This window comes from Chthoniobacter flavus Ellin428 (assembly GCF_000173075.1).
In the GTDB taxonomy this organism is placed as follows: Bacteria; Verrucomicrobiota; Verrucomicrobiia; order Chthoniobacterales; family Chthoniobacteraceae; genus Chthoniobacter; species Chthoniobacter flavus.
Genome location: NZ_ABVL01000038.1, coordinates 28,475 through 47,955, shown reverse-complemented (window position 1 = coordinate 47,955; position 19,481 = coordinate 28,475). Strand labels below are relative to the sequence as shown.

The 19,481-nt window shown below is 61.2% G+C and carries 20 protein-coding genes and 1 pseudogene; 14 read left to right on the top strand and 7 right to left on the bottom strand.

Annotated elements, in window-relative coordinates; translation table 11 throughout:
- Positions 1–180 precede the first annotated feature (180 nt).
- The 3 genes from CFE428DRAFT_RS30690 to CFE428DRAFT_RS30685 are packed head-to-tail and all read right to left on the bottom strand — an operon-like array spanning position 181 to position 976.
- Positions 181–441: a hypothetical protein gene (locus CFE428DRAFT_RS30690; RefSeq protein ID WP_006983632.1), complete on the bottom strand. Its 261-nt coding sequence runs from the start codon at positions 439–441 to the stop codon at positions 181–183.
- A 23-nt stretch (positions 442–464) separates the two neighbouring features.
- Positions 465–641: a hypothetical protein gene (locus CFE428DRAFT_RS38530; protein ID WP_006983631.1), complete on the bottom strand. Its 177-nt coding sequence runs from the start codon at positions 639–641 to the stop codon at positions 465–467.
- A 41-nt stretch (positions 642–682) separates the two neighbouring features.
- Complete coding sequence (locus CFE428DRAFT_RS30685) at positions 683–976, bottom strand: SWIB/MDM2 domain-containing protein (RefSeq protein ID WP_006983630.1); 294 nt, start codon at positions 974–976, stop codon at positions 683–685.
- A 108-nt stretch (positions 977–1,084) separates the two neighbouring features.
- On the opposite strand from CFE428DRAFT_RS30685, the gene CFE428DRAFT_RS39380 reads away from it, so the two are divergent.
- From CFE428DRAFT_RS39380 to CFE428DRAFT_RS30650, 10 genes and pseudogenes are all read left to right on the top strand, one after another.
- Positions 1,085–1,459, top strand: coding sequence for a hypothetical protein (locus tag CFE428DRAFT_RS39380; protein ID WP_006983629.1), 375 nt, complete (start codon positions 1,085–1,087; stop codon positions 1,457–1,459).
- A gap of 24 nt (positions 1,460–1,483) precedes the next feature.
- On the top strand, positions 1,484–1,702 hold the full coding sequence (locus CFE428DRAFT_RS38070) for a hypothetical protein (RefSeq protein WP_006983628.1): 219 nt from the start codon (positions 1,484–1,486) through the stop codon (positions 1,700–1,702).
- A complete protein-coding gene (locus CFE428DRAFT_RS38065; RefSeq protein ID WP_006983627.1) occupies positions 1,699–1,869 on the top strand; it encodes a hypothetical protein in 171 nt (56 codons plus the stop codon). Before CFE428DRAFT_RS38070 ends, CFE428DRAFT_RS38065 begins: the two co-directional genes overlap by 4 nt.
- A gap of 225 nt (positions 1,870–2,094) precedes the next feature.
- Positions 2,095–2,478: pseudogene (locus CFE428DRAFT_RS41470) on the top strand (DUF4432 family protein); the annotation flags it as partial.
- 83 nt (positions 2,479–2,561) lie between these two features.
- A complete protein-coding gene (locus CFE428DRAFT_RS30675; RefSeq protein WP_006983626.1) occupies positions 2,562–3,380 on the top strand; it encodes a DUF4432 family protein in 819 nt (272 codons plus the stop codon).
- Positions 3,381–3,505: 125 nt separating this feature from the next.
- Positions 3,506–4,429 (top strand): carbohydrate kinase family protein, encoded by a 924-nt coding sequence (locus tag CFE428DRAFT_RS30670; protein WP_006983625.1) that lies wholly within the window; start codon positions 3,506–3,508, stop codon positions 4,427–4,429.
- An 18-nt stretch (positions 4,430–4,447) separates the two neighbouring features.
- A complete protein-coding gene (locus CFE428DRAFT_RS30665) occupies positions 4,448–5,434 on the top strand; it encodes a substrate-binding domain-containing protein (RefSeq protein WP_006983624.1) in 987 nt (328 codons plus the stop codon).
- Position 5,435: 1 nt separating this feature from the next.
- Positions 5,436–7,787 (top strand): ATP-binding cassette domain-containing protein, encoded by a 2,352-nt coding sequence (locus CFE428DRAFT_RS36435; protein ID WP_006983623.1) that lies wholly within the window; start codon positions 5,436–5,438, stop codon positions 7,785–7,787.
- A 1-nt stretch (position 7,788) separates the two neighbouring features.
- Positions 7,789–9,132, top strand: coding sequence for an ABC transporter permease (locus CFE428DRAFT_RS30655; protein ID WP_006983622.1), 1,344 nt, complete (start codon positions 7,789–7,791; stop codon positions 9,130–9,132).
- Between the two features lie 113 nt (positions 9,133–9,245).
- A complete protein-coding gene (locus CFE428DRAFT_RS30650) occupies positions 9,246–9,551 on the top strand; it encodes a hypothetical protein (protein ID WP_042726150.1) in 306 nt (101 codons plus the stop codon).
- 131 nt (positions 9,552–9,682) lie between these two features.
- On the opposite strand, the gene CFE428DRAFT_RS34810 is transcribed toward CFE428DRAFT_RS30650, so the two are convergent.
- The 4 genes from CFE428DRAFT_RS34810 to CFE428DRAFT_RS30635 form a co-directional block, all read right to left on the bottom strand.
- Complete coding sequence (locus CFE428DRAFT_RS34810; RefSeq protein ID WP_006983621.1) at positions 9,683–11,605, bottom strand: beta strand repeat-containing protein; 1,923 nt, start codon at positions 11,603–11,605, stop codon at positions 9,683–9,685.
- Positions 11,606–12,013: 408 nt separating this feature from the next.
- A complete protein-coding gene (locus CFE428DRAFT_RS38060; RefSeq protein WP_006983620.1) occupies positions 12,014–12,232 on the bottom strand; it encodes a hypothetical protein in 219 nt (72 codons plus the stop codon).
- 147 nt (positions 12,233–12,379) lie between these two features.
- Positions 12,380–13,348: a tRNA preQ1(34) S-adenosylmethionine ribosyltransferase-isomerase QueA gene (gene queA, locus CFE428DRAFT_RS30640; protein ID WP_006983619.1), complete on the bottom strand. Its 969-nt coding sequence runs from the start codon at positions 13,346–13,348 to the stop codon at positions 12,380–12,382.
- 133 nt (positions 13,349–13,481) lie between these two features.
- Positions 13,482–16,172 carry a glycosyltransferase gene (locus tag CFE428DRAFT_RS30635; protein ID WP_006983618.1) on the bottom strand — a complete coding sequence of 897 codons (2,691 nt, stop codon included), beginning with the start codon at positions 16,170–16,172 and terminating at the stop codon, positions 13,482–13,484.
- Positions 16,173–16,361: 189 nt separating this feature from the next.
- On the opposite strand from CFE428DRAFT_RS30635, the gene CFE428DRAFT_RS30630 reads away from it, so the two are divergent.
- From CFE428DRAFT_RS30630 to CFE428DRAFT_RS30615, 4 genes are all read left to right on the top strand, one after another.
- Positions 16,362–17,159, top strand: a complete 798-nt coding sequence (locus tag CFE428DRAFT_RS30630) for an ABC transporter ATP-binding protein (RefSeq protein ID WP_006983617.1) — start codon at positions 16,362–16,364, stop codon at positions 17,157–17,159.
- 114 nt (positions 17,160–17,273) lie between these two features.
- Positions 17,274–18,323: a prenyltransferase/squalene oxidase repeat-containing protein gene (locus tag CFE428DRAFT_RS30625; protein ID WP_006983616.1), complete on the top strand. Its 1,050-nt coding sequence runs from the start codon at positions 17,274–17,276 to the stop codon at positions 18,321–18,323.
- Positions 18,324–18,393: 70 nt separating this feature from the next.
- The gene (locus tag CFE428DRAFT_RS30620) at positions 18,394–18,870 is read left to right on the top strand and encodes a hypothetical protein (protein WP_157447700.1); all 477 of its coding nucleotides are present in this window, start codon (positions 18,394–18,396) and stop codon (positions 18,868–18,870) included.
- Positions 18,810–19,481 (top strand): NPCBM/NEW2 domain-containing protein, encoded by a 672-nt coding sequence (locus tag CFE428DRAFT_RS30615; RefSeq protein WP_006983614.1) that lies wholly within the window; start codon positions 18,810–18,812, stop codon positions 19,479–19,481. Before CFE428DRAFT_RS30620 ends, CFE428DRAFT_RS30615 begins: the two co-directional genes overlap by 61 nt.

Below are 19,481 nucleotides of genomic sequence, written 5' to 3'. Positions count from 1 at the left end.
CCCACGAAGGTCAGAGGTCCTTCGACTCCGCCCANGCTTCCCCGCTCCGCTCAGGATGACTGCCGTTTTTGTTGGGGCGCTTCGCGCATCTCCTGCCGAGGACTCACGCGCGGCATTACCGCTATTACCCCGAAGCTTTTCCGCCACCGCTATAAGTCCCCGTCAACGTAACGCCACCTCTCACCCTTTCCTCCCCCGCCCCCACCAGTACCTCAAAAACGCCCCCAACCCCGCAAAGCGAAACCCTGGGTCCACGTAATGCTCGATGACGTAGAACGCGAAATAATAAAACCGGCAAAAGCTCCAGATCGCGATGACCAGCAATACCGCCGTCCGCAAAGTCGGCGACTCCATTAACAACAACGCCGAAGCCAACACCCCGGTGATCAAAAATAATACGCCCTTCAGTTTAATCGCCTTCGGATTGGTCAGATCCCCCATGGCTAACAGGCGCGGGAAAAACGCTAAGGCCGTTCCGGCAATTTTTCGAAGAAAGCGACCAGGAGAAAAGTCGCGATCGGCCCCAGAAGCAAGGACACGAGAAACCAATTCATGCCACTGCGATTCTTGCCCTGCGCAAGACCGGCATTGATCAAAGCCAGCGATCCCCAACCGATGCCATATTCCGGGGCTTGGTGCATGGCGATCGGTCGGGGATCTTGCTGACTATGAGATAGGATACTTACTTGGTGAGGTGTCCCGAGACCAGCTTGGTCATCTCGAACATGCTCACGCTCTTCTTGCCATTGAAAACGGCCTTCAACGCGTCGTCGGCATTGATCTGGGTCTTCTTCTTCGCGTCCTGCAGCTTATTCTTCTTAATGTAGTCCCAAAGCTTCTTGGTCAGATCGGTGCGCGGGAGCGGCTTGGAACCGACGACTTTGGCGAGGGCCTCATCAGGTTGAACAGGCTTGAGGAAGGCGGCGTTAGCTTTACGAGCGGGAGCTTTCTTTGCGGGAGCTTTTTTGGTAGGCATGGCGGCGATAATATGATTTGCCCCTCGGAGCGCAATCCCTATTGCGACATTTGTGTAAAGTTATACAATTGACTCGCAGGGATAATTCCATCAGTAATTCTACCATCTATGTCCACAACCCCATCGATCGACCAACTCAAACGAGCCATTACCATTTCCGAACAGATCCAAAAATTGGAAGCGGAATTGGCTTCGATCCTCGGCTCCAGTGCACACGTTCCGAGCGCCGCCAAAGTCAGTGTCAGTGCGGCAGCCGCCAAGCCGGGCCGGCGTAAGCGTGGTTTGTCAGCGGAAGGTCGCGCGCGCATCGCCGCCGCGCAGAAGGCCAGGTGGGCAAAGGCCAAGGGCGATTCGGATTCGGAAACGGTCGCCGCTCCCAAGGCGGGCAAGCGCCGCAAGAAGCGTAACTTGAGCCCCGAAGCTCGCGCGCGGATCGTCGCCGCGGTGAAAGCTCGCTGGGCCAAGGCGAAGAAAGCGAAGTAAGCACGCGCGCTGAGCGAATCAGCAATGAACGTTGTCATTCGCCCGTATCAAGCGGGCGACTTGGAAGCTTTGCTGCACATCACGATCGAATCATTCGATGGGGTATCCTTTGATCAGATTGTCGAAAGCAAATTTGGCATCCTCAACGGACATGACTGGCGCTGGCGCAAGGCGAGACAGATAGGGCTAGAAATCGGGAGACAAATTCATTTCGCTATCCCATTGTCTCGCCCGACCTCATGAAGATTCTGCTCCTGTTCCTGGCCTTGCTTTCCAACAGCCTGCTCTCCGGCTGTGCTCACGACCACAACAAGGAGAAGCCGTGGAAGAGGACGGAACCGAAATGGTACGAGAGCGACATGGACGAGCAGGACAAGAATTTCTTTCTCGGGTTTTTCTACAACCACTAGGGCGGATCGGCGCTCCAGTATCGCATAGCGATCCCTCGCTGTAGCGGCGGTCGGCGACCGTCCAGGAGATACGAGGTATGGGAAGAATAGGAGGAATAGGATTTTCACGACTCCCACTCTTCCTATTTCTCCGATGCCGCTACCGGGTCGCTGCGAAATTCGAAGCCGAGTGTCCCTTCAACCAATCGGCCAAACCGAAATCGGCTCGACCTCCACGCCAGCCTCATGGAGCATCGCGGTTCACCAATGGTCATCCCCCTGCCCATGAAAACGCTCCCCTTGGTCCTCGCCGCCACCCTTACTCTCGGCGTCATGAACCTCTCCGCCGCGGAACCCATGCACAAAGTTCTCCTCAGCGCCAAAGACAACATTCGCGTCGATACCTGGGAGCAGAGCGGCCACGCGGGCGGCGCCAGGGGATCGGCGTGGTCGGTCCGCAAAATCTCGCTCCACGGCGGCAAGCAGGAAGGCGTGGATCTGGTGATCATCGACAATGGGAAGCTGAAGATCACCGTCGTTCCCACACGCGGCATGGGCGTCCTTTCCGTGACGAGCGGTGATGTGCGGCTCGGCTGGGATTCGCCGGTAAAGGAAGTGGTGAACCCAAGCTACATCAATCTCCAAAGCCGCGGCGGCCTCGGCTGGCTGGACGGTTTCAATGAATGGGTTGGTCCGTTGCGGCCTGGAAAGCAATGGCCACCCGGGCACCGGACAAATTCATTAACAACGTGGGCGAGGAAGCCACCATGGAACTCACCCTCCACGGCAAGATCGCCAATATCCCGGCCAGTGAAGTGGAAGTCTCCATCGACCCCGCCCCGCCCTATCGTATTCGCCTGCGCGGAAAGGTGCACGAGCGGATGTTTTATGGGCCGAAGCTGGAGCTGCAGACGGAAATTTCCACGGAGCCCGGCTCGACGAGTTTTCGCATCGAGGATGTCATCACCAATCACGGCGGGCAGGAGCAGGAGTTCGAATTACTTTACCATACTAACTATGGACACCCGCTCCTGGAGGAAGGGTCCACCTTTCTCGCCGCCGCCTCGCGCGTGACTCCTTTCAACGAACACGCCGCCAAGGATATCGCGCAGTATGCGACCTACACGGGGCCGACTCCGGGCTTCGTCGAGGAGGTCTATTGTCTCCATCCCCTCGCGGACAAGGATGGCCGGACAACCATCGGCCTGGAAAACAAGGCCCGCGACCGCGCCGTTTCGCTCACCTTCCCGGTCAAGGATCTGCCCTACGTGACGATGTGGAAGAATACCACCTCCTTGCCGGAAGGTTATGTCACCGGCCTGGAGCCCGGCACCAATTTCCCGGCCAATCGTCGCATCGAACGCGCCCACGGCCGCGTTCCCAAACTGGCCGCGGGCGAAAACCACCATGCCGCCATCGATTTCCAAATCTACACGACGGCCGAGGAAACCCAGCGTCTCAGCGAGCGGATCTCGGCGTTGCAGGGCGAGGTAAAACCGGTGCTCGACGAAAAGCCGGAGAAGGAAGACTGAGAGACTGTAAAAAAGTGCCCGCGAATCACGCGAATGACACAAATGGAACATTTTTCATCCGCGTCATCTGTGTAATTCGCGGGCCAAACGATCTCACTGCCGGTTTATTTCACAGTCTATAAGATATGATTTCGCCTGAATTTAAAATCGTCGGCATCGGTGAAGTCCTCTGGGATCTCTTACCCGCAGGCCAACAACTCGGTGGGGCGCCGGCCAATTTTGTTTGTCACGCGCACGCGCTCGGGGCTGATGCCCGGCTCATTTCCCGCATCGGCAATGACCCGGACGGACGGGAAATCATCGAACGCTTTCGAGCGCGCGGTTTGCCCACCGATACTCTCGCCATCGACTCCACCGCGCCCACCGGCACAGTGTCCGTGACGGTCGATGCCGCTGGCCATCCGCAATACATCATTCACGAAAACGTAGCGTGGGATCGGATCGCCGCGGATGAAATTGCGCTCGAGGCGGTGCGTAACGCGGATGCCGTCTGCTTCGGTTCGCTGGCGCAAAGAACGCCGCACGTCGTGAAGACCGTCGCCACCCTGCTCGCCGCGACGCGGCCGGACACGTTGCGGATCTTCGACATCAATCTTCGTCCCCCTTTCATCCAGGCAGATGTCATCACCTCCTCGCTGACCGCCGCCAATGCCCTGAAACTGAACGATCAGGAGTTGCCGGTCCTGGCCGAGCTTTTCCAGCTCACCGGCAGCCCTGCGGAGCAGCTCACTGCCCTGGCCAAACGCTTTTCGCTTCGGCTCATCGCCCTCACTCGTGGCGGCGACGGCAGCATGCTCTGGGCCGATGGCCAACTCGTGGAGCAACCCAGGACACCCATCACCGTGCGCGACACCGTGGGCGCGGGTGACTCGTTCACCGCTGCAGTCACCGTCGGCTTCCTGCATCGCTGGTCTCTCGACCAGATCAGCCAGCACGCCAATGCCGTGGCGGCTTATGTCTGCTCGCAAGCCGGCGCGACGCCTCCCCTTCCCGACCCATTGCTCGAGCCTTTCCAAGCCGCGCTAAGAAAAGACGCGGTCACTTGCTAGACCACTCCGTTCCCCCCAATGAAACATCGACTCTTCATCGCTCTCGCCTGCCTGCTCACGGTCTTCGCCGGCTGCAACAAGTCGGAAAACGCGAGCACCTCCACCGATACTCAACCGCCCACCGGCAGCGCGAGCAAAGGCACCATCGGCGTCTCACTGCTCACCCTGGACAATCCTTTCTTCAAAGTCATCGGCGATAACATCGTCTCGGAGGGCAAGAAGCGCGGTTACGATGCGGTGGTGGTGAGCGGCGACAAGGACGTGGCCAAGCAGAGTAACCAGATCAAGGATTTCATCGTCAAAAAGGTCAGCGCCATCGTCCTCAGCCCGTGCGATTCGAAATCCATCGTGCCCGTCATCCAGGAAGCGAACGCCGCCGGCATCCCCGTCTTCACCGTCGACATTCCCTGCCACGAACCCGGCGTGAAGATCGCCACGCAGATTGCGACCGATAATTACGGCGGCGGCAAGGAAGCCGCCAAGGCAATGATCGAGGCCTTGGGCGAAGCCGGGGGAAAGATCGCCATCCTCCATTTCAAGCAGGCCGAGTCCTGCCAGCTCCGCGTGAAGGGTTTCCGTGAGATCATCGATGCCCACAACGCCGAGGGGAAATCGAAAGTCGATATCGTGGCCGAACTCGAGAGCGGCGGCGCGAAGGATCAGGGTTACAAGGCGGCGGAAGATACCTTGCAAGCGAACCCCGACCTGCACGGTATCTTCGCGATCAACGATCCCGCGGCTCTCGGCGCCCGCGCCGCGCTGGAAAAAGCCGGCAAGACAGACCAGGTCGTGATCGTCGGTTTCGATGGCCAGCCCGAAGGCAAGCAAGCCATCAAGGAAGGGAAGATTTACGCGGACCCGATTCAATTCCCCGACAAGATGGGCGCGCAAATCGTCGATGCGATCATCCAGCAATCGAAGGGCGAGACGCTGCCGCCGCAGATGCTCATCCCCACGAGCCTCTACAAGAAGGCCGACGCGGAGAAAGACCCGAGCCTCAAATAACATGGCCGCTTCGCAAAATTTTCTCCACGCGTTGGTCGGCTCGATGTCACAAGGAGCGGCGGGCAATCCCACCGTGGCCGTGATCGAGGCGGCGTTCGCGCATCACGACCTGCATTGGCGCTATATCAATATGGAAGTGACGCCCGCCGATCTCTCGGATGCCGTCCGCGGCGCGAAGGCGATGGGTTTTCGCGGCTTCAATTGCAGCCTGCCACACAAGGTCAATGTCATCGCGCATCTCGATGGCCTCGGCGAATCCGCGGGGATCATGGGCGCGGTCAATTGCGTCGTGCGGCGCGGCGATCAGCTCATCGGCGAAAACACCGACGGCAAAGGTTTCCTGAAGTCGCTCGTCTCCGTCATCGATCCGCGCGGAAAGTCCGTGGTGCTTTTCGGCGCCGGCGGAGCAGCGCGCGCCATCGCGGTGGAACTCGGCCTCGCAGGAGTGAAGAAAATCACGGTCGTCAATCGGGGCGAGGAGCGTGGCCGCGAGTTGGTCGAGTTATTGCGCACCAAGCTCAAGCTGGAAGCGGAATTGGTCGTTTGGAATGGCGACTATGCGGTGCCGGCGGGAACGGATGTCGTCATCAACGGCACATCCATCGGCCTCTATGATGGCGAGGCGCGCCTGGCCATCGATGTGCATTCGCTCCACTCCGGCATGGTCGTGGCCGATGTCATCTTCAATCCCCCACGCACCCGCCTCCTGCGCGATGCGGAAGCCCGCGGCTGCATACCGGTCGACGGGCTCGGGGATGCTCGTGAACCAGGCCATCGTGGGTGGTCGAAATTCTGGGACCGGGCATCACCCTCGGGACGCCGTGGTCATGCGGGAGGCCTTGGAAAACGCTCTCGGTTTATGACGGAAGCCGCGCCGCCGCTCCTCGAGATGCGCGGCATCGTGAAGTCCTTTCCCGGCGTGCGCGCCCTGCGCGGGGTGGACCTCACACTTCACTCTGGCGAAGTGCTCGCCTTGCTCGGCGAAAATGGCGCGGGCAAAAGCACGCTCATGAAAATCCTCGGCGGGGCTTTCTGTGCGGATGCGGGAAGCATCGCGATCTCCGGCCGGGAGATGCGTTTCCAGGCGCCGCACGATTCCCGCGCGGCCGGCGTGGCCATCATCTACCAGGAGTTCAATCTCGTCCCCGGACTCACCGCCTGCGAGAATATCTTCCTCGGGCAGGAACGCACCCGGGCCGGATTTATCGAGCGGCAACACGAACGCCAGCGGGCGGCGGAGTTATTCCGCCGGCTGGGCGTGCAGATCGATCTCGATGCGCCCTGCCGCCGCCTCACCACCGCGCAACAGCAACTCGTGGAAATCGCCAAGGCGCTGGCTTTCGATGCGCGCATCATCGTCATGGATGAACCGAGCGCCGCGCTCACTTCGCACGAGGTCGAACGGCTCTTCGAAATCATCCGCGATCTGCGCCGCCAGGGCATCGCGGTGATCTATATCAGTCATCGGCTCGACGAGATCTTCACCATCGCCGATCGCGTGACGGTGCTGCGCGATGGCGCGAACGTCGGCGAACGGCCGATCGGAGAACTCACCCGGCAGCAGATGATCGAGCTCATGGTCGGGCGCGAGTTGAAGGACGAATTTCCCAAGCGCTCTGTCGCCGTCGGGCCGTCGCGCCTCAAAGTCACCGGCCTGCAGCGCGGACGTGCGGTACGGGATGTTTCTTTCGAGGTGCGACGCGGTGAAATCCTCGCCCTCACCGGTCTCATCGGCGCCGGTCGCACGGAAGTGGTCCGGCTGATCTTCGGCGCCGATCGACGCGAAGCCGGTGACATTCAACTCGACGGCCAGACGCTCGCCATTCGCACGCCGCGCGACGCCATCGCCGCGGGAATCGGCCTGCTCACCGAGGATCGCAAACTCCAGGGCCTCATTCTTGGCCATTCGATTCGCGAAAACTTCGGCCTGCCCAATCTCGATTGGCTGGCCGCCGATGGCTTCGTCAACCTGCGCGGTGAACGCGAGGAATTCGCACGCTACGTCGAGACGCTGCGCATCAAAGTCCCCCACCAGGAACAGCACGCGCGCAATCTTTCCGGCGGCAACCAGCAAAAGGTCGTCCTCGCCAAATGGCTGGCCCGCGATTGCGAAGTGCTGATCTTCGACGAACCCACTCGCGGCATTGATGTCGGCGCGAAATACGAGATTTACCTGCTGATGAACGAACTCGCCGCGCAGGGCAAAGCGATCATCATGATCAGCTCCGAAATGCCCGAGGTCCTCGGCATGGCCGACCGCATCCTGGTGATGCACGATGGCCGCATTACCGGCGAGATCGCCGATGTGGCCCACGCCACGCAGGAGCAGATGATGCAGCTGGCCGTTGCCTGATATGAAGCCAGCCCTCCAGCGTTTGCTCTCCGATTATGGCATGATCTTCGTGCTGCTGTTGCTCTGCGTTTTCTTCAGCACGGTCACGCTCACGGAACAAACGCCCACGGGAGAAACCGCCGTGCACCAGGTGGCGTCCGACCTCGTGCGTGCGCCGGGCAAAGGCGGCCAGGTGCTCATCGCCGCCCGGTCGCAAGCCGAAGACACCGTCTTTGCCCGAGCTCTCGAGCAGGAACTCACCGCTGCTGGCCTGCAAGTGACGGTGGCCATCGGCGAACCACGCGACGCGCGCGAAGTGTTGCAAAAATTGGCGGCCACCAACAAGCCACTCGATGCCATCGCCGGGAATCAAGTGACCGCCGCCTGGTTGGTCTTCTCCGATATCCCGACGGACTTCCCTGCCCTGGGTCACCCGCGCATCGTCAAGCCACGGACCTATCGCTGGCCGAATTTTCTCAAGTCGGAAAACCTGCTCAACATCGCCAACCAGATTGCCGTCATCGCGATCATCGCCATCGGCATGACCATGGTCATCATCACCGCCGGCATCGATCTTTCGGTCGGCAGTCTCATCGCGCTCTCGGCCGTGCTGGCCGCACGTTTCATTCGCGACTACGCCGGCGCCACCCACGCCTCCACCACAGGCATGACGATCGCCTGTCTCGCCGCGATTCTGCTCTGCGGACTCGTCGGCGCTTTCTCCGGCGGGATGATCACGCTCTTCCGCATTCCACCCTTCATCGTCACCCTGGCCATGATGCTCGTCGGCAGCGGCCTCGCCTATCTGCTCGCCCAAGGCCAATCCATTTATCAGATTCCGGACTCGTTCGTCTGGCTGGGCCGCGGGGCGGATTTCCTGCATATCCCGAATGCCGTCCTGCTCATGCTCGTTCTGTATGGGTTGGCGCATGTCGTCATGTCGCGCATGCGCCTCGGACGCTATCTTTACGCGGTGGGCGGCAACCGGGAAGCGGCGCGACTTTCCGGCGTGCCCGTGCGGCGTGTGCTCCTCTTCGCCTACGCCGCCAGCGGCCTGCTCGCCGGGCTGGGCGGCGTGATCATGGCCTCGCAACTGAAGAGCGGCTCGCCCACCTACGGTAACATGTACGAGCTCTATATCATCGCCGCCGTGGTCGTCGGCGGGACCAGCCTCTCCGGCGGCGAAGGCCGCATGCTCGGCACACTCGTCGGCGCTTTCACCATCGCGGTCATCCAAAACGGCATGAACCTGACCAACGTCGAGAGTTACACGCACAAGGTCGTGCTCGGCCTGGTGATTCTCGTCGCCGTCCTCCTCGATACCCTCCGGCACCGCCGCTGGCGCCGAGGCGAAGCTGCGGATTAGTTTTCGAATTTACCAAATCGCCACGCGATCTCCGCTGGCTTGAAACGTGGCTCGCGCACCGTGCGCCGGAAAGGATGGATCCGCTGCCCCCAAAGCGTCATTCCGCTGCCACCATGAAACGATTCACGAGTATTTTGGGGACAATTCCGACTTCACCGATCTGGTTGCGGGTCTGCATCGCGCTTCCTTTCGTCGCCGTTGCGGCGATGTTACTCACGACTGCGGGACAATCGCACGTGCTCGCCGTCCGGCCGGCGGTCAGCGCTCCTGCTGCTCCATGCGCGTCGAAGACGCCGGAAAGTCCCCTCACCGGCTCCGGTGCAGATGCGGCAAAACCCAAGGACGAGCCGATTGTTCATGGCTCCTTGAGCGGTAATCCATATCACGTCGACGACCCGGAACGGATCTCGGCTCAGTAGGCCTCGGGTTGATCCAGCACCGCCGGCGCGGTGGCCTCCAACGCTCACCAAGCAGTTCGGCCCTTCGAGTGAAACTCGAAGGGCCGATCAACTACGCTTTACCCAACTAAATCTTTTTCCCAGTCGGCGGCTCAGGCCTGGCGCCGGCGGCGATAACCGCCGAGGAGCGCCACCCCCGCGAAGAGCAGGGTCATTGAACCAGGTTCGGGAACCGCGGACGGAGCGAACGAGACACCGCGAAGCACGTCGCCATCGGCGGCGGTCTCGAGGACATCGAAATTCTCGCCGGTCGGTAGAGAGGTCGTCGACAGGGTATCCGTGATGGAAACCAACTGGTTCGGGTCCGCGCCCTCGTCGTTCAACGTCTGGCCGGTGGTGGAGGTGATGCCATAGATGGTCACCGTGCCGTCACCATTGACCTTGCCGGTGATGTTGCGCAGGCCTTCCGCTTGCAGCGTGCCGATGCCGCCGACGGCGTAACTGGCGATGGTGCTCGCCGCCAGGGTGTAATCCAGCATCCACTGTTGCGAGGTGCCGTTCCAGCTCCACTTTTGCAGGCCGCCCGCCGCCGCATTGGTGCTACCGGCCAGGCCTTCATCACCGACATAGAGCGTGGTGTCGTTCGCGAACCAGATGCCGAACGGATGATAGACCGTCGAACCGTTGGTCGCGCCTTCATTGGCGCCCGTGCTGGTCGTCGGCCAGCCCGGAAGCGGATTGATGCTCGCGGTGCCCGCGGTGGCGGAGGTCGCCAATCCGGCACTCGATCCCGGCGCCACATAACCGCCACCATTCGGATTGACCTGATACACCGCATCGAGGCCGTTGCCACCGCTACCCTTGGTCACGTAGACCGCGTTGTTATAGTCGGTCAGGCCACGGTAGTTATTGTCTTTGCCGGATTTGTCGTCCGTTTGCCCCGGGACTTGGGACAGGGTAAAGCCGCGCTGATAGCCGGTGGCCGAACCATAGGTACCGTTGACCTTGCCCACGGCCGTGCTGTTGGTGACAGCAGCGACGTTCGAGCCCGTCGTATCATTGGTCCCCTTCGTGATCATCTGGACACCGGTATTGTCGCTGAGCATCGAGTTCGAGACCGCAGCCACATAACTGGAGCCCGTGGCGCTGCCCGTGGGCAGCGTATTCACTACGAAGTGAGTCGCATCGGTGATGGACTGAATGTAGCTGTTCGCCGCGAAGTTCGTCCCCGTCAGCGGCATGCCGGCGGCCAGCTTCGAGGTATCCGCCACCGTCACCGTCGAACTGGTGTTGCTGAAGCTCACCCCAGTAAGTTGAAAGGCGCCTTCATTCGCCACGTAGGCGCCGCTCGCTGTGCCGGTGGCATTCGCGTTGATCAGGAAATGCGTCTGATCGACAATGGAGGTCACGTAAGCACCGGTCGGAATGTTCGTCCCGCTGACCGGCGCGCCCACATACATGTTGGCCGTGGTATTTTTTCCGGAACCCGAGAGCGTCACCTCATCGCTGCCGCTGGCGATCGTCACCGCGCCGGAAGTGAAGGAAAGGCTCTTGCCGTTGTTACCGGCGTTGCCGACCATGTAATAGTTGCCATTGGAGCCAAGGACGACGTTGCGCCCGTTGTTCCCGGAATACGCATTGGTCGTAGTGAGCTGGATATTGCCCTGATAGCTCAGCTCCGCGATATCGCGCTGATTGCTCAGGACGCCCTGCGAGTTGATCGGATTGGTGATATCGATGTGTCCGGGCGTATTCGAATTGGAGACATCGAGCTGATTGGCGGCGGCGCCATAGCCCATGAACGTCAGCGCCGTGCCGTCCGGCGTCAGGCTCAAGCCGAGCTCCGACTTCGACGGAAAGCTGGTCGTCAGGTTCGCGCCCAATTGGGTCTGGACCAGATTCGTGACATTGATACTCACTCCGGTGGAAGCGCCGGTGGGTGTAAGTTGGTCGATGAAGATCGGCGAGGTGATGCCGAAGGAAGCATCCGGAGTCTCGTTATTGAAGACATTGGGGAAGGAACCATCCGCCACCGAGGCCGAGCCGTTGGGCAGCGTGCCAGGGAACGGGAACACTCCCGGAAACTCCGGTGTAAGTGCTACGGCTAACTACGATATCACCGGCGGTGAAGCTCTGGGCAGCGGCGCGATCGGCGAGCACGCCGGCCAGCAAAATACCGGCACAGATACTGGTGGGGAAATACAGCCGACGCGAGGCGCCGGCACGACGGAACGAACAAGATGGATTGGGCATCGCCTGCTCGTAAGCGGGCCATGTGACAATCCGACTACGGGTCGGTGACGCTTTGGTGAAATGTCGTGTTTTCCACTATGCGCAAATAGTTGAGTTCAGCACGCGGAGAATTCCGTGGGGAAAATTCTGGGCTCCGATTCCGCCACCGTGACGTGACCATCTCGGGTTGAACGCCACGTTCACCAATCTCGGCACGCGCAGGAGCGCGTCCCTCCGTTGGGGGCAGCGAGTTACGCGCAGAGTTGCGCTTCGGCGGCGATCGCTTCCAGGTCCAACCCAAAGTGCTGCCGTGCGCAGGGAGCGCAAATCCCATGAGAATTTCCCATCAACGGACCGGCTGGGGGGTTGTTGCGCTCGATCGTCTGTTCACACCACGCACACAGCATACGGAAGGACGGGCGGCTGTGCACCGAGGACTTGGGCTGGATGGGAAGAGCGATCATATTCATTTCGCCTGCGGGGTTGATCGCAAGCTCTGCCCCATAGTGAACACGCCGAGTGTTAAGTGCGTATGAGCACGCAACCGGAAAATTGTTAAGGAATTGTAAAGATGCTCCGCTTTTTACAGAGAAAGGGCCCCTTCCGCGTCTTAAAGTCTACAAAATGAGCATACAGTCGCCGTAGCTGTAAAAGCGGTAGCGCTGGGCGATGGCTTCCGCGTAGGCGCGGAGGACAAATTCACGGCCCGCGAGGGCGCTGACCAGCATCAGGAGCGTGCTCTTCGGCAGGTGGAAATTGGTGAGCAACGCGCCCACCGCCCGCGGCTGATACGGCGGGTAGATGAAAATGTCGGTGCTGCTTTCGCAGGCGGAAACCGGCAGCCCTTGGGACTCCAGGACGCGCGCCGTGGTCGTGCCGATGGCCACGAGCCGCTGGGCGGCGTTAATGGCCCGCGCACTTTCCTCGCTGATGCGGAAGCGCTCGGAGTGCATGCGATGTTGCGTGAGGTCGTCCACTTGCACCGGACGAAACGTACCCACGCCCACGTGCAAGGTCACAAAGGTATGGGGCACCTGGGCGAGAATCTCCGGCGTAAAATGCAGCCCGGCGGTGGGCGCCGCGACCGCGCCTCGCTCACGGGCGAAGACCGTCTGGTAGCGTTCCGAATCCGCGGGCTCGACCGCACGAGCGAAATAGGGCGGCAACGGAAGTTCGCCCGCGGCGTCCAGATCGACCGGACCGGTGAAAGCGATGATCCGCTCACCGTCCGGCAGAATCTCCTCCACGGTCCCGGTCACGCCGCGAATCTGCACCGTCGCGCCGAGCCGCATCTTGCGCCCGGGCTTCACGAGGCACTTCCAAGTGTCCTCGCGGACGGTCTCGAGAAACAGCAATTCGATCTTTCCACCATCGGCGAAGACGCGCGCGGGAATCACCCGGGTATCATTCAGCACCACCAGATCCCCCGCGCGCAGGAAACCCGGAAATTCGCGAAAAAACCGATGCTCGATGCGCTGCTCCGCACGGTGCAGCACCATCATGCGCGAGTCCTCGCGACGGGCGAGCGGATGGCTCGCGATCAGGTCGTCGGGGAGGGAGTAGTCGTAGTCGCTGGTGAGGAGCATGTTGTCCAAGAAAAAGTAATCAGTATTTAGTAATCAGTGATCAGTTTCATAGCCGCGATTACTGATTACTAATCACTGATTACTAATCACTGATTACTGATCACTGATTACTGATCACTGATCACTCCCCACATCACTTCGGCGCCGGCTTGCTCGCCGCACCGAAGACCCGCATCAGCTCGCAACTCTGCGTGGCGTGAATCACCAGATCCGCAACGCGGCGCTTGAGCCGGCGGGCGCGCAGGGCAAACGAACCGAGCAGGATCACATAGAGCCCCCACAGCCACACGTCGTTGTGGTGTTGCTGCGCGAAGGCCGCGCGATAGAGCAGCACCGCGAGGATGACCGCGTTGATGAGATACGTCGTCGCCACGGCGTGATAGAGCAAGTGCACGCGCGTCAGGCACTTCGGCCCGCCGTGATACTCCGTCACCGTGCGCACGCTGATGCTCCAGAATTGGTTGCCGTAAATCTGGATATCCCAATCCTTCCACCCGGTATCGGCGGAATAGTTCCAGCCCTCGTCCTCGAGCAATTGGAAGATCTCCGTGAGCAATTGCTCGCGGCCCTTGCCGGTCTCATTCCAGAAATCGAGCTTCGAGATGCTGCCCTTGTGCGCCCCGGCGATGAGCCCCGCCTCGGGACGCGCGATAACCTTGGTCGGAGTGACCTTGTACTTGAGCCAGGTGAAATACCGCGCCCAACCGCGCCCGAGCGGCTGCATGAAAGCGAGAAACGCCACCAGCAAGCGCGCGGGAATGGTGTCGAACTTCGCCTCGATGCGCGCGTGAATCATGTAACTCAGCGCCACGAGGAAAGTGCCGAGGAACATGAGCAGCGGCACCATGCGCAGCTTCTCCAGTGGCCAACCCAACACGGCGATGAAGCCGGTGAGGACGACGAATTCGATGCTGCTCAGATACGCCGCGAGTTCGCTCTGCGGCGTGGGATAGATCGACTGGAAAAGCCCGTGCCCGAAGACACCGTGATAAATGATCGGCTTGTTGAAGAGCCACGTGAACCGCGGCGCCCCATAAATCTGCCCCTTCCATTTCGCCGTGCCCGTCGGGCCGAAGAAAATGAGGTGCTTGAACCGGAGCATCGACTCCGCCTCGCCGTAGCCTTCCTGCTGCTTGCGGAAGGCCTGCAGCGTGAAGCGCCGGTAATGCCAGACGATGGCGCTCGGGGCGAACGCGATCACCCCGCCGTTCGTCTGCAAGCGCCAGCAGAAATCCACGTCGTCGCCCGCCTTGCGATATTCCGTATCGAAGCCACTCACGCTGTAAAAGGCCGCGCGATGGAAGGCCATGTTGCAGCCCGGAATGTGCTCGGCCACCACGTCGGTCAGCAACACGTGGCTCGGTCCACCCGGCGCCGCGGAGACGGCGGCCTGAATCCAGTTCACCGCCGGCGGCGAGATATTCGGCCCACCCACGCCCACATAATCTCCGCTGATCAGCGTGCCGATCATGTAATAGAGCCAATCCGGATCGGCCATGCAGTCGCTATCCGTGTAAGCGAACACCTCGCCGGTCGCCGCATGCGCTCCGGCATTACGGGCATAACTCAGGCCCATGTTCGGCTGCACGATCCAGATAAAATCCGGCAGCTTCCCGCCCCCGCTGTAAGCTTCCACCCGCGCATCATGATGCTGGCCAGTGACGTTCGAGGCCACCGCCTCATCCTTCACCACCCCGCTGCAGCGCGCCTGCCGCTTCTCCAGCCAGGACTTCACGAGCGCCTGCGAATCATCCTTTGAGCCATCGTCCACCAGCACGATCTCGAACCCGGGATAGGTCACCTCATCCAGCGATTCGAGACAGTCCTTGAGCGTCTTGCCACCATTGTAACTGCAGACGATCACGCTCGTCCGCGGATACCGCTCCAGCTTCACCCGCTCGGTGATCGAACCATCGCAACGCAGATACTTCTGCAGCTCGTAAAACGCCTTCTTCGGCTGGCGATCGCGCGTCACGAGGCCAAAGGCCCAGTCCGTGATGTCATGCCCGCCGGTGAACCATTCGTCCGTCCAGGCAAAGAAGATCGTCCCCGCGGCGCCGCCACGGACCACGCTTTCGAGATGCCACGAAAGCACATCGGCCTGCTCCTGCTCGCCCTTGCGGATCGTATCGAGACCGAACTCACCAAAGATCAGCGGCTTGTCTTCCGCAAGGTTTTGCAAACGCGCCAGATACTTCTCAAAATCCCGCTGCCGCTCGAGATAGACGTTGTAAGAAACGAAATCGACATTGCTCGGGAGCAGATACTCCGTGGGCGGATAAGCCGCGTAGCTATAGAGTGCCCGCGGATCCGCCTCCCGCGCCATGCGGATGAGCTTCTCGACGAACTCAATGACCCGCCGCGCGCCGAGCCAGCGGACCATCGCGTAGGGAATCTCGTTGCCCACATAATAGCCGAAGATGGCCTCGTGCCCCTTGTTCCTGGCCACGCCCTCGCGAATCGTCTGCTCCACCTGCCGGCGAATCTTCGGGTTGTTGAGAAACTCGACGTGCTCGGCCCACGGGATCGAAATGAGCACGCGCAAGCGGAACTCCTTCGCCAGGTCCAGGAACCAGCGCGGCGGAATATGATAAATACGCAGCAGGTTCACCCCCATGGCCTGCATGAGCGTGAAATCGCGCTTCGCCTTTTCCGGATCGCCGACGAAATCGCCGGCCGCATCGGGCGCGAAGGGCCCATAGGTCACCCCCTTGATGAACCATTTCTTGTCCCCTTCGAAAAAGAACTTCGCCCGAACACGAATGGGTTCGAGAGGTGCATTGGAGATGACAGGAGGAGCACTGGGCTCAAGGACTTCGGGCATGGAAAGGGTGCTGTTCTTACCGTGAGTGCATGCAATCGGCAAGTGGCGGGATGCGGAGTGCGGAATTCGGAATTGGGAATGACGTATCCGGCCGGCCAAAATTCATGCCCCTGAATTTGCGTCTTCCCTCCCTCTACGGCATCCGTCATCCCTCATTCCCCATTCCGACTTCGCCCTTCTGCATTCCTCATGCCCTCTCCGATCCTCGATATTCGCAATCTGACCATTCGTCGCGGCGAAACGCGCATTCTCGATGACCTTTCCTGGACAGTTCAGAAGGGGGAACACTGGGTCATCCTGGGCGCCAATGGCTCGGGGAAGACCTCCCTGCTCAGTTCCCTGACCGGGTATCTTTCCCCCACCAGCGGCGCGATCACGGTTCTCGGGCAGACCTTTGGCGAGACCGACTGGCGCGAGCTCCGCACCCACGTCGGCATCGTCAGCTCCAGTGTGCGCCAGATGCTGGCCGACCACGAACCGGCCCTCCTCACGGTCATCAGCGGCAAATACGCCATGATCGATTACTGGGGCAGCGTGAAATCGGCCGATCGCGCGACCGCCACCCGCATCCTGCGCGCCGTGGAAGCCAGCCATCTGGCCGACCGCCGCTGGGAAGTGCTCAGCCAGGGCGAACGCCAGCGGGTGCTAATCGGCCGGGCGCTCATGGCCAGGCCCCGGCTGCTCATCCTCGATGAACCCTGTGCCGGCCTCGATCCCGTGGCCCGCGAACACTTCCTCGCCTTCGTCCAGCGCCTCGGCGCCCAGCGCGGCGCACCGGCACTCATCTTCGTCACCCATCATGTGGAGGAAATCGTTCCCGTCTTCAGCCATGCCCTGCTGCTCCGCAAGGGGCAGGTGCTCGATTTCGGGGAAAAGGAAGCCGTCCTCACCTCGCGCAATCTCAGCAAGACTTTCGATGCCCCGCTGCGTCTCGCGCAAAAAGGAGGGCGGTATGCGTTGAGCGCGGCATCGCGGGTCGTTCGATAGGAGGAATAGGAAGTATAGGAGGTATAGGAATCCGATCGCTCCTATTCCTCCGCACTTTCTGCCCATCCCTCTCCCGCCCTTTCCATTTCCCTCCCACTTGCTAACGTAGCCTTCGTGCCCTCCCCTCTAGCGCCCCACTTTATCACCGCGACGATTTGCGCGGTCATTTTGGCGTGCTCCCTTTCGCTGTCGGCGGAGGAGCCCGCCGCCACCGACACCGTGGTGGTCGATCCGCCGACCGAAGCGGTGATCAATGGCTCGCTCCGCTATCTCGCCGCCCAGCAGCAGACCAATGGTTCGTGGACCGCGGTCGGCCGGCGTGGCGATCATCCCGTGGCCATCACCGGCTACGTGCTGCTGGCCTTCGTCGCTGCCGGAAATCTGCCCGAGGAAGGCGACTACGCACGGCAGGTCAACGCGGGGATGCAGTTCCTCCTCGATTCCATTCAGCCCGATGGCACTTACCGGGGGGTGGCCGCCGGCCAGTACATGTACAATCACGGTATCGCCACCATCGCGCTCGCCGAGCTCTACGGCCAGACGCGCTCCGCCGCCATCCGCACCAAGCTCGAGCGCGCGGTGAAACTCATCGTCAGTACGCAGAGCGACAAGGGCGAAAATAAAGGCGGCTGGCGTTATCGCCCTTTCCCCGGCGATGCCGATATCTCTGTCACCGTCATGCAGGTCGTCGCCCTGCGCGCAGCGAAAAATGGCGGGCTCGATGTGCCGCAACAAACCATCGACGACGCCATCGATTACGTGCGGCGTTGCAAATCCGGCGCCGCCGGCGGCTTCAGCTACCAGGCCGGCCGCGGGGAAGCCGGCTTCGCACGGACTGCCGCAGCCGTCTACTCCTTGCAAGTCTGCGGGCAATACGACGATCCCCTCGTGCAGACCGGCTGCGATTATCTCTTCGAGAAGAACCGGGGCGGCGGCCAGTGGTGGACCTACGGCTGCAATTACGCCACTCCCGCGCTCTACATGATTGGCGGCAATACCTGGAAGCGCTGGTATGGCCTCATGAAAGACACCCTCCTCGGCAGCGTGAAACGCGAGGGCGACCAATGCTATTGGAATGGCGAGGTCGGGCCGGTCTATTGCACCGCCGCCCACGCCACGATCCTCGCCATGCCGTGGCACTACATCCCTCTTTACCAGCGTTGATCGTTTGAACCTGACGTCCACTCTCGTATCCTCTGCGTCTCTGCGACCTCTGCGTTTCAACCTCTTTCCGGTGGTCCGAAGCCTGTCGATGCGTTTGCTGACCTTCATGCTCTTCGCGCTTCTGGGCAGCCTGGCCGTCCACGCCGGCTCCATTGAAACCTTCAATGGCGAGGTTCTCACCGGCAAAACCGAGCTCGATTTCGGAGGCGTCGTCTTTCGGCCGGAGAAAGGCCCCGTGGTCAAAATGGACCTCGGGAGCATCTATCGCGTGCAATTCGACGGCGCTCCGGCGCAGGAGATGTTCACCCCGGGTGTCGTCTTGCGCAGCGGGGTGCGACTCGCGGCGCCGTGGGGACCGTTCAACGATCCCGTGGTCAAGTTTCCCAAGCGCAACCTCTCCCTCTCTGCCGACGAGATCGCCTGGATCATCTACACCCCCTTCCCCGTCGAGCTCGCGCCAGTATCCCCGGCGGGCAAACCGGCGTATTGCTGCCCAAGGGCGATTTCTTTTCCGGCACCATCAAAGGTGCGGACGTCGAGGTGGTGAAGGTTTTCAATCCCATCTTTGGCCCGCGCACTTTTCCGGCGAGGGATATCCACGCCCTGGTCCTGCGCGATGCCCATCTGCCCAACTCGCCCTACGAAGTCCGCACCCGCGACGGCTCCCTCTTCCCCGCGGAATACGTTGCCCCCGATCGGACCAACGTCACCATCAAAGGCACGCTCTACGACAATCTCCTCCTCGGCACTTCCGACGTCGTCGAGATCCGCGCCGGGGCCAGTCGCTGCCGCCCCGTGGCCACGTTTGGGCTGTTGCGCGCCGAACCAACCGAAGGCCTGCATCTCCTCCCCGAGCGCGGCTTCACCATGGCCGCCAAGTGCGTGGCCAGTTGCGTGGCGCCCGCCGGCTTCACGGAATTTATCGCCCGGGTCGCTGCGGATGACAGCACGCCAGCCGACCAAAAAATGGTCTTCAGCGTCCTGGCCGATGGACGCGTCGTCGCCCGCAGCCCGGCCCTCACCGCCGGCGAAGCGCCTCAACTCCTGCGCGTCGCGCTCACCGGCGTCCACAATCTCATCCTCCGCGTCGACGCCACAGCCAACGCCACCGCGGACACGAAGGGGCACTGGATCCAGGCCTTCTTCCTGCGCCACTAA

Excerpts from the sequence above, each read along its gene's own strand:
- CFE428DRAFT_RS30690 (WP_006983632.1), bottom strand. The coding sequence starts at position 441 with ATGGGGGATCTGACCAATCCGAAGGCGATTAAACTGAAGGGCGTATTA.
- CFE428DRAFT_RS38530 (WP_006983631.1), bottom strand. The coding sequence starts at position 641 with ATGCACCAAGCCCCGGAATATGGCATCGGTTGGGGATCGCTGGCTTTG.
- CFE428DRAFT_RS30685 (WP_006983630.1), bottom strand. The coding sequence starts at position 976 with ATGCCTACCAAAAAAGCTCCCGCAAAGAAAGCTCCCGCTCGTAAAGCT.
- CFE428DRAFT_RS39380 (WP_006983629.1), top strand. The coding sequence starts at position 1,085 with ATGTCCACAACCCCATCGATCGACCAACTCAAACGAGCCATTACCATT.
- CFE428DRAFT_RS38070 (WP_006983628.1), top strand. The coding sequence starts at position 1,484 with ATGAACGTTGTCATTCGCCCGTATCAAGCGGGCGACTTGGAAGCTTTG.
- CFE428DRAFT_RS38065 (WP_006983627.1), top strand. The coding sequence starts at position 1,699 with ATGAAGATTCTGCTCCTGTTCCTGGCCTTGCTTTCCAACAGCCTGCTC.
- CFE428DRAFT_RS30675 (WP_006983626.1), top strand. The coding sequence starts at position 2,562 with ATGGCCACCCGGGCACCGGACAAATTCATTAACAACGTGGGCGAGGAA.
- CFE428DRAFT_RS30670 (WP_006983625.1), top strand. The coding sequence starts at position 3,506 with ATGATTTCGCCTGAATTTAAAATCGTCGGCATCGGTGAAGTCCTCTGG.
- CFE428DRAFT_RS30665 (WP_006983624.1), top strand. The coding sequence starts at position 4,448 with ATGAAACATCGACTCTTCATCGCTCTCGCCTGCCTGCTCACGGTCTTC.
- CFE428DRAFT_RS36435 (WP_006983623.1), top strand. The coding sequence starts at position 5,436 with ATGGCCGCTTCGCAAAATTTTCTCCACGCGTTGGTCGGCTCGATGTCA.
- CFE428DRAFT_RS30655 (WP_006983622.1), top strand. The coding sequence starts at position 7,789 with ATGAAGCCAGCCCTCCAGCGTTTGCTCTCCGATTATGGCATGATCTTC.
- CFE428DRAFT_RS30650 (WP_042726150.1), top strand. The coding sequence starts at position 9,246 with ATGAAACGATTCACGAGTATTTTGGGGACAATTCCGACTTCACCGATC.
- CFE428DRAFT_RS38060 (WP_006983620.1), bottom strand. The coding sequence starts at position 12,232 with ATGAATATGATCGCTCTTCCCATCCAGCCCAAGTCCTCGGTGCACAGC.
- queA (WP_006983619.1), bottom strand. The coding sequence starts at position 13,348 with ATGCTCCTCACCAGCGACTACGACTACTCCCTCCCCGACGACCTGATC.
- CFE428DRAFT_RS30635 (WP_006983618.1), bottom strand. The coding sequence starts at position 16,172 with ATGCCCGAAGTCCTTGAGCCCAGTGCTCCTCCTGTCATCTCCAATGCA.
- CFE428DRAFT_RS30630 (WP_006983617.1), top strand. The coding sequence starts at position 16,362 with ATGCCCTCTCCGATCCTCGATATTCGCAATCTGACCATTCGTCGCGGC.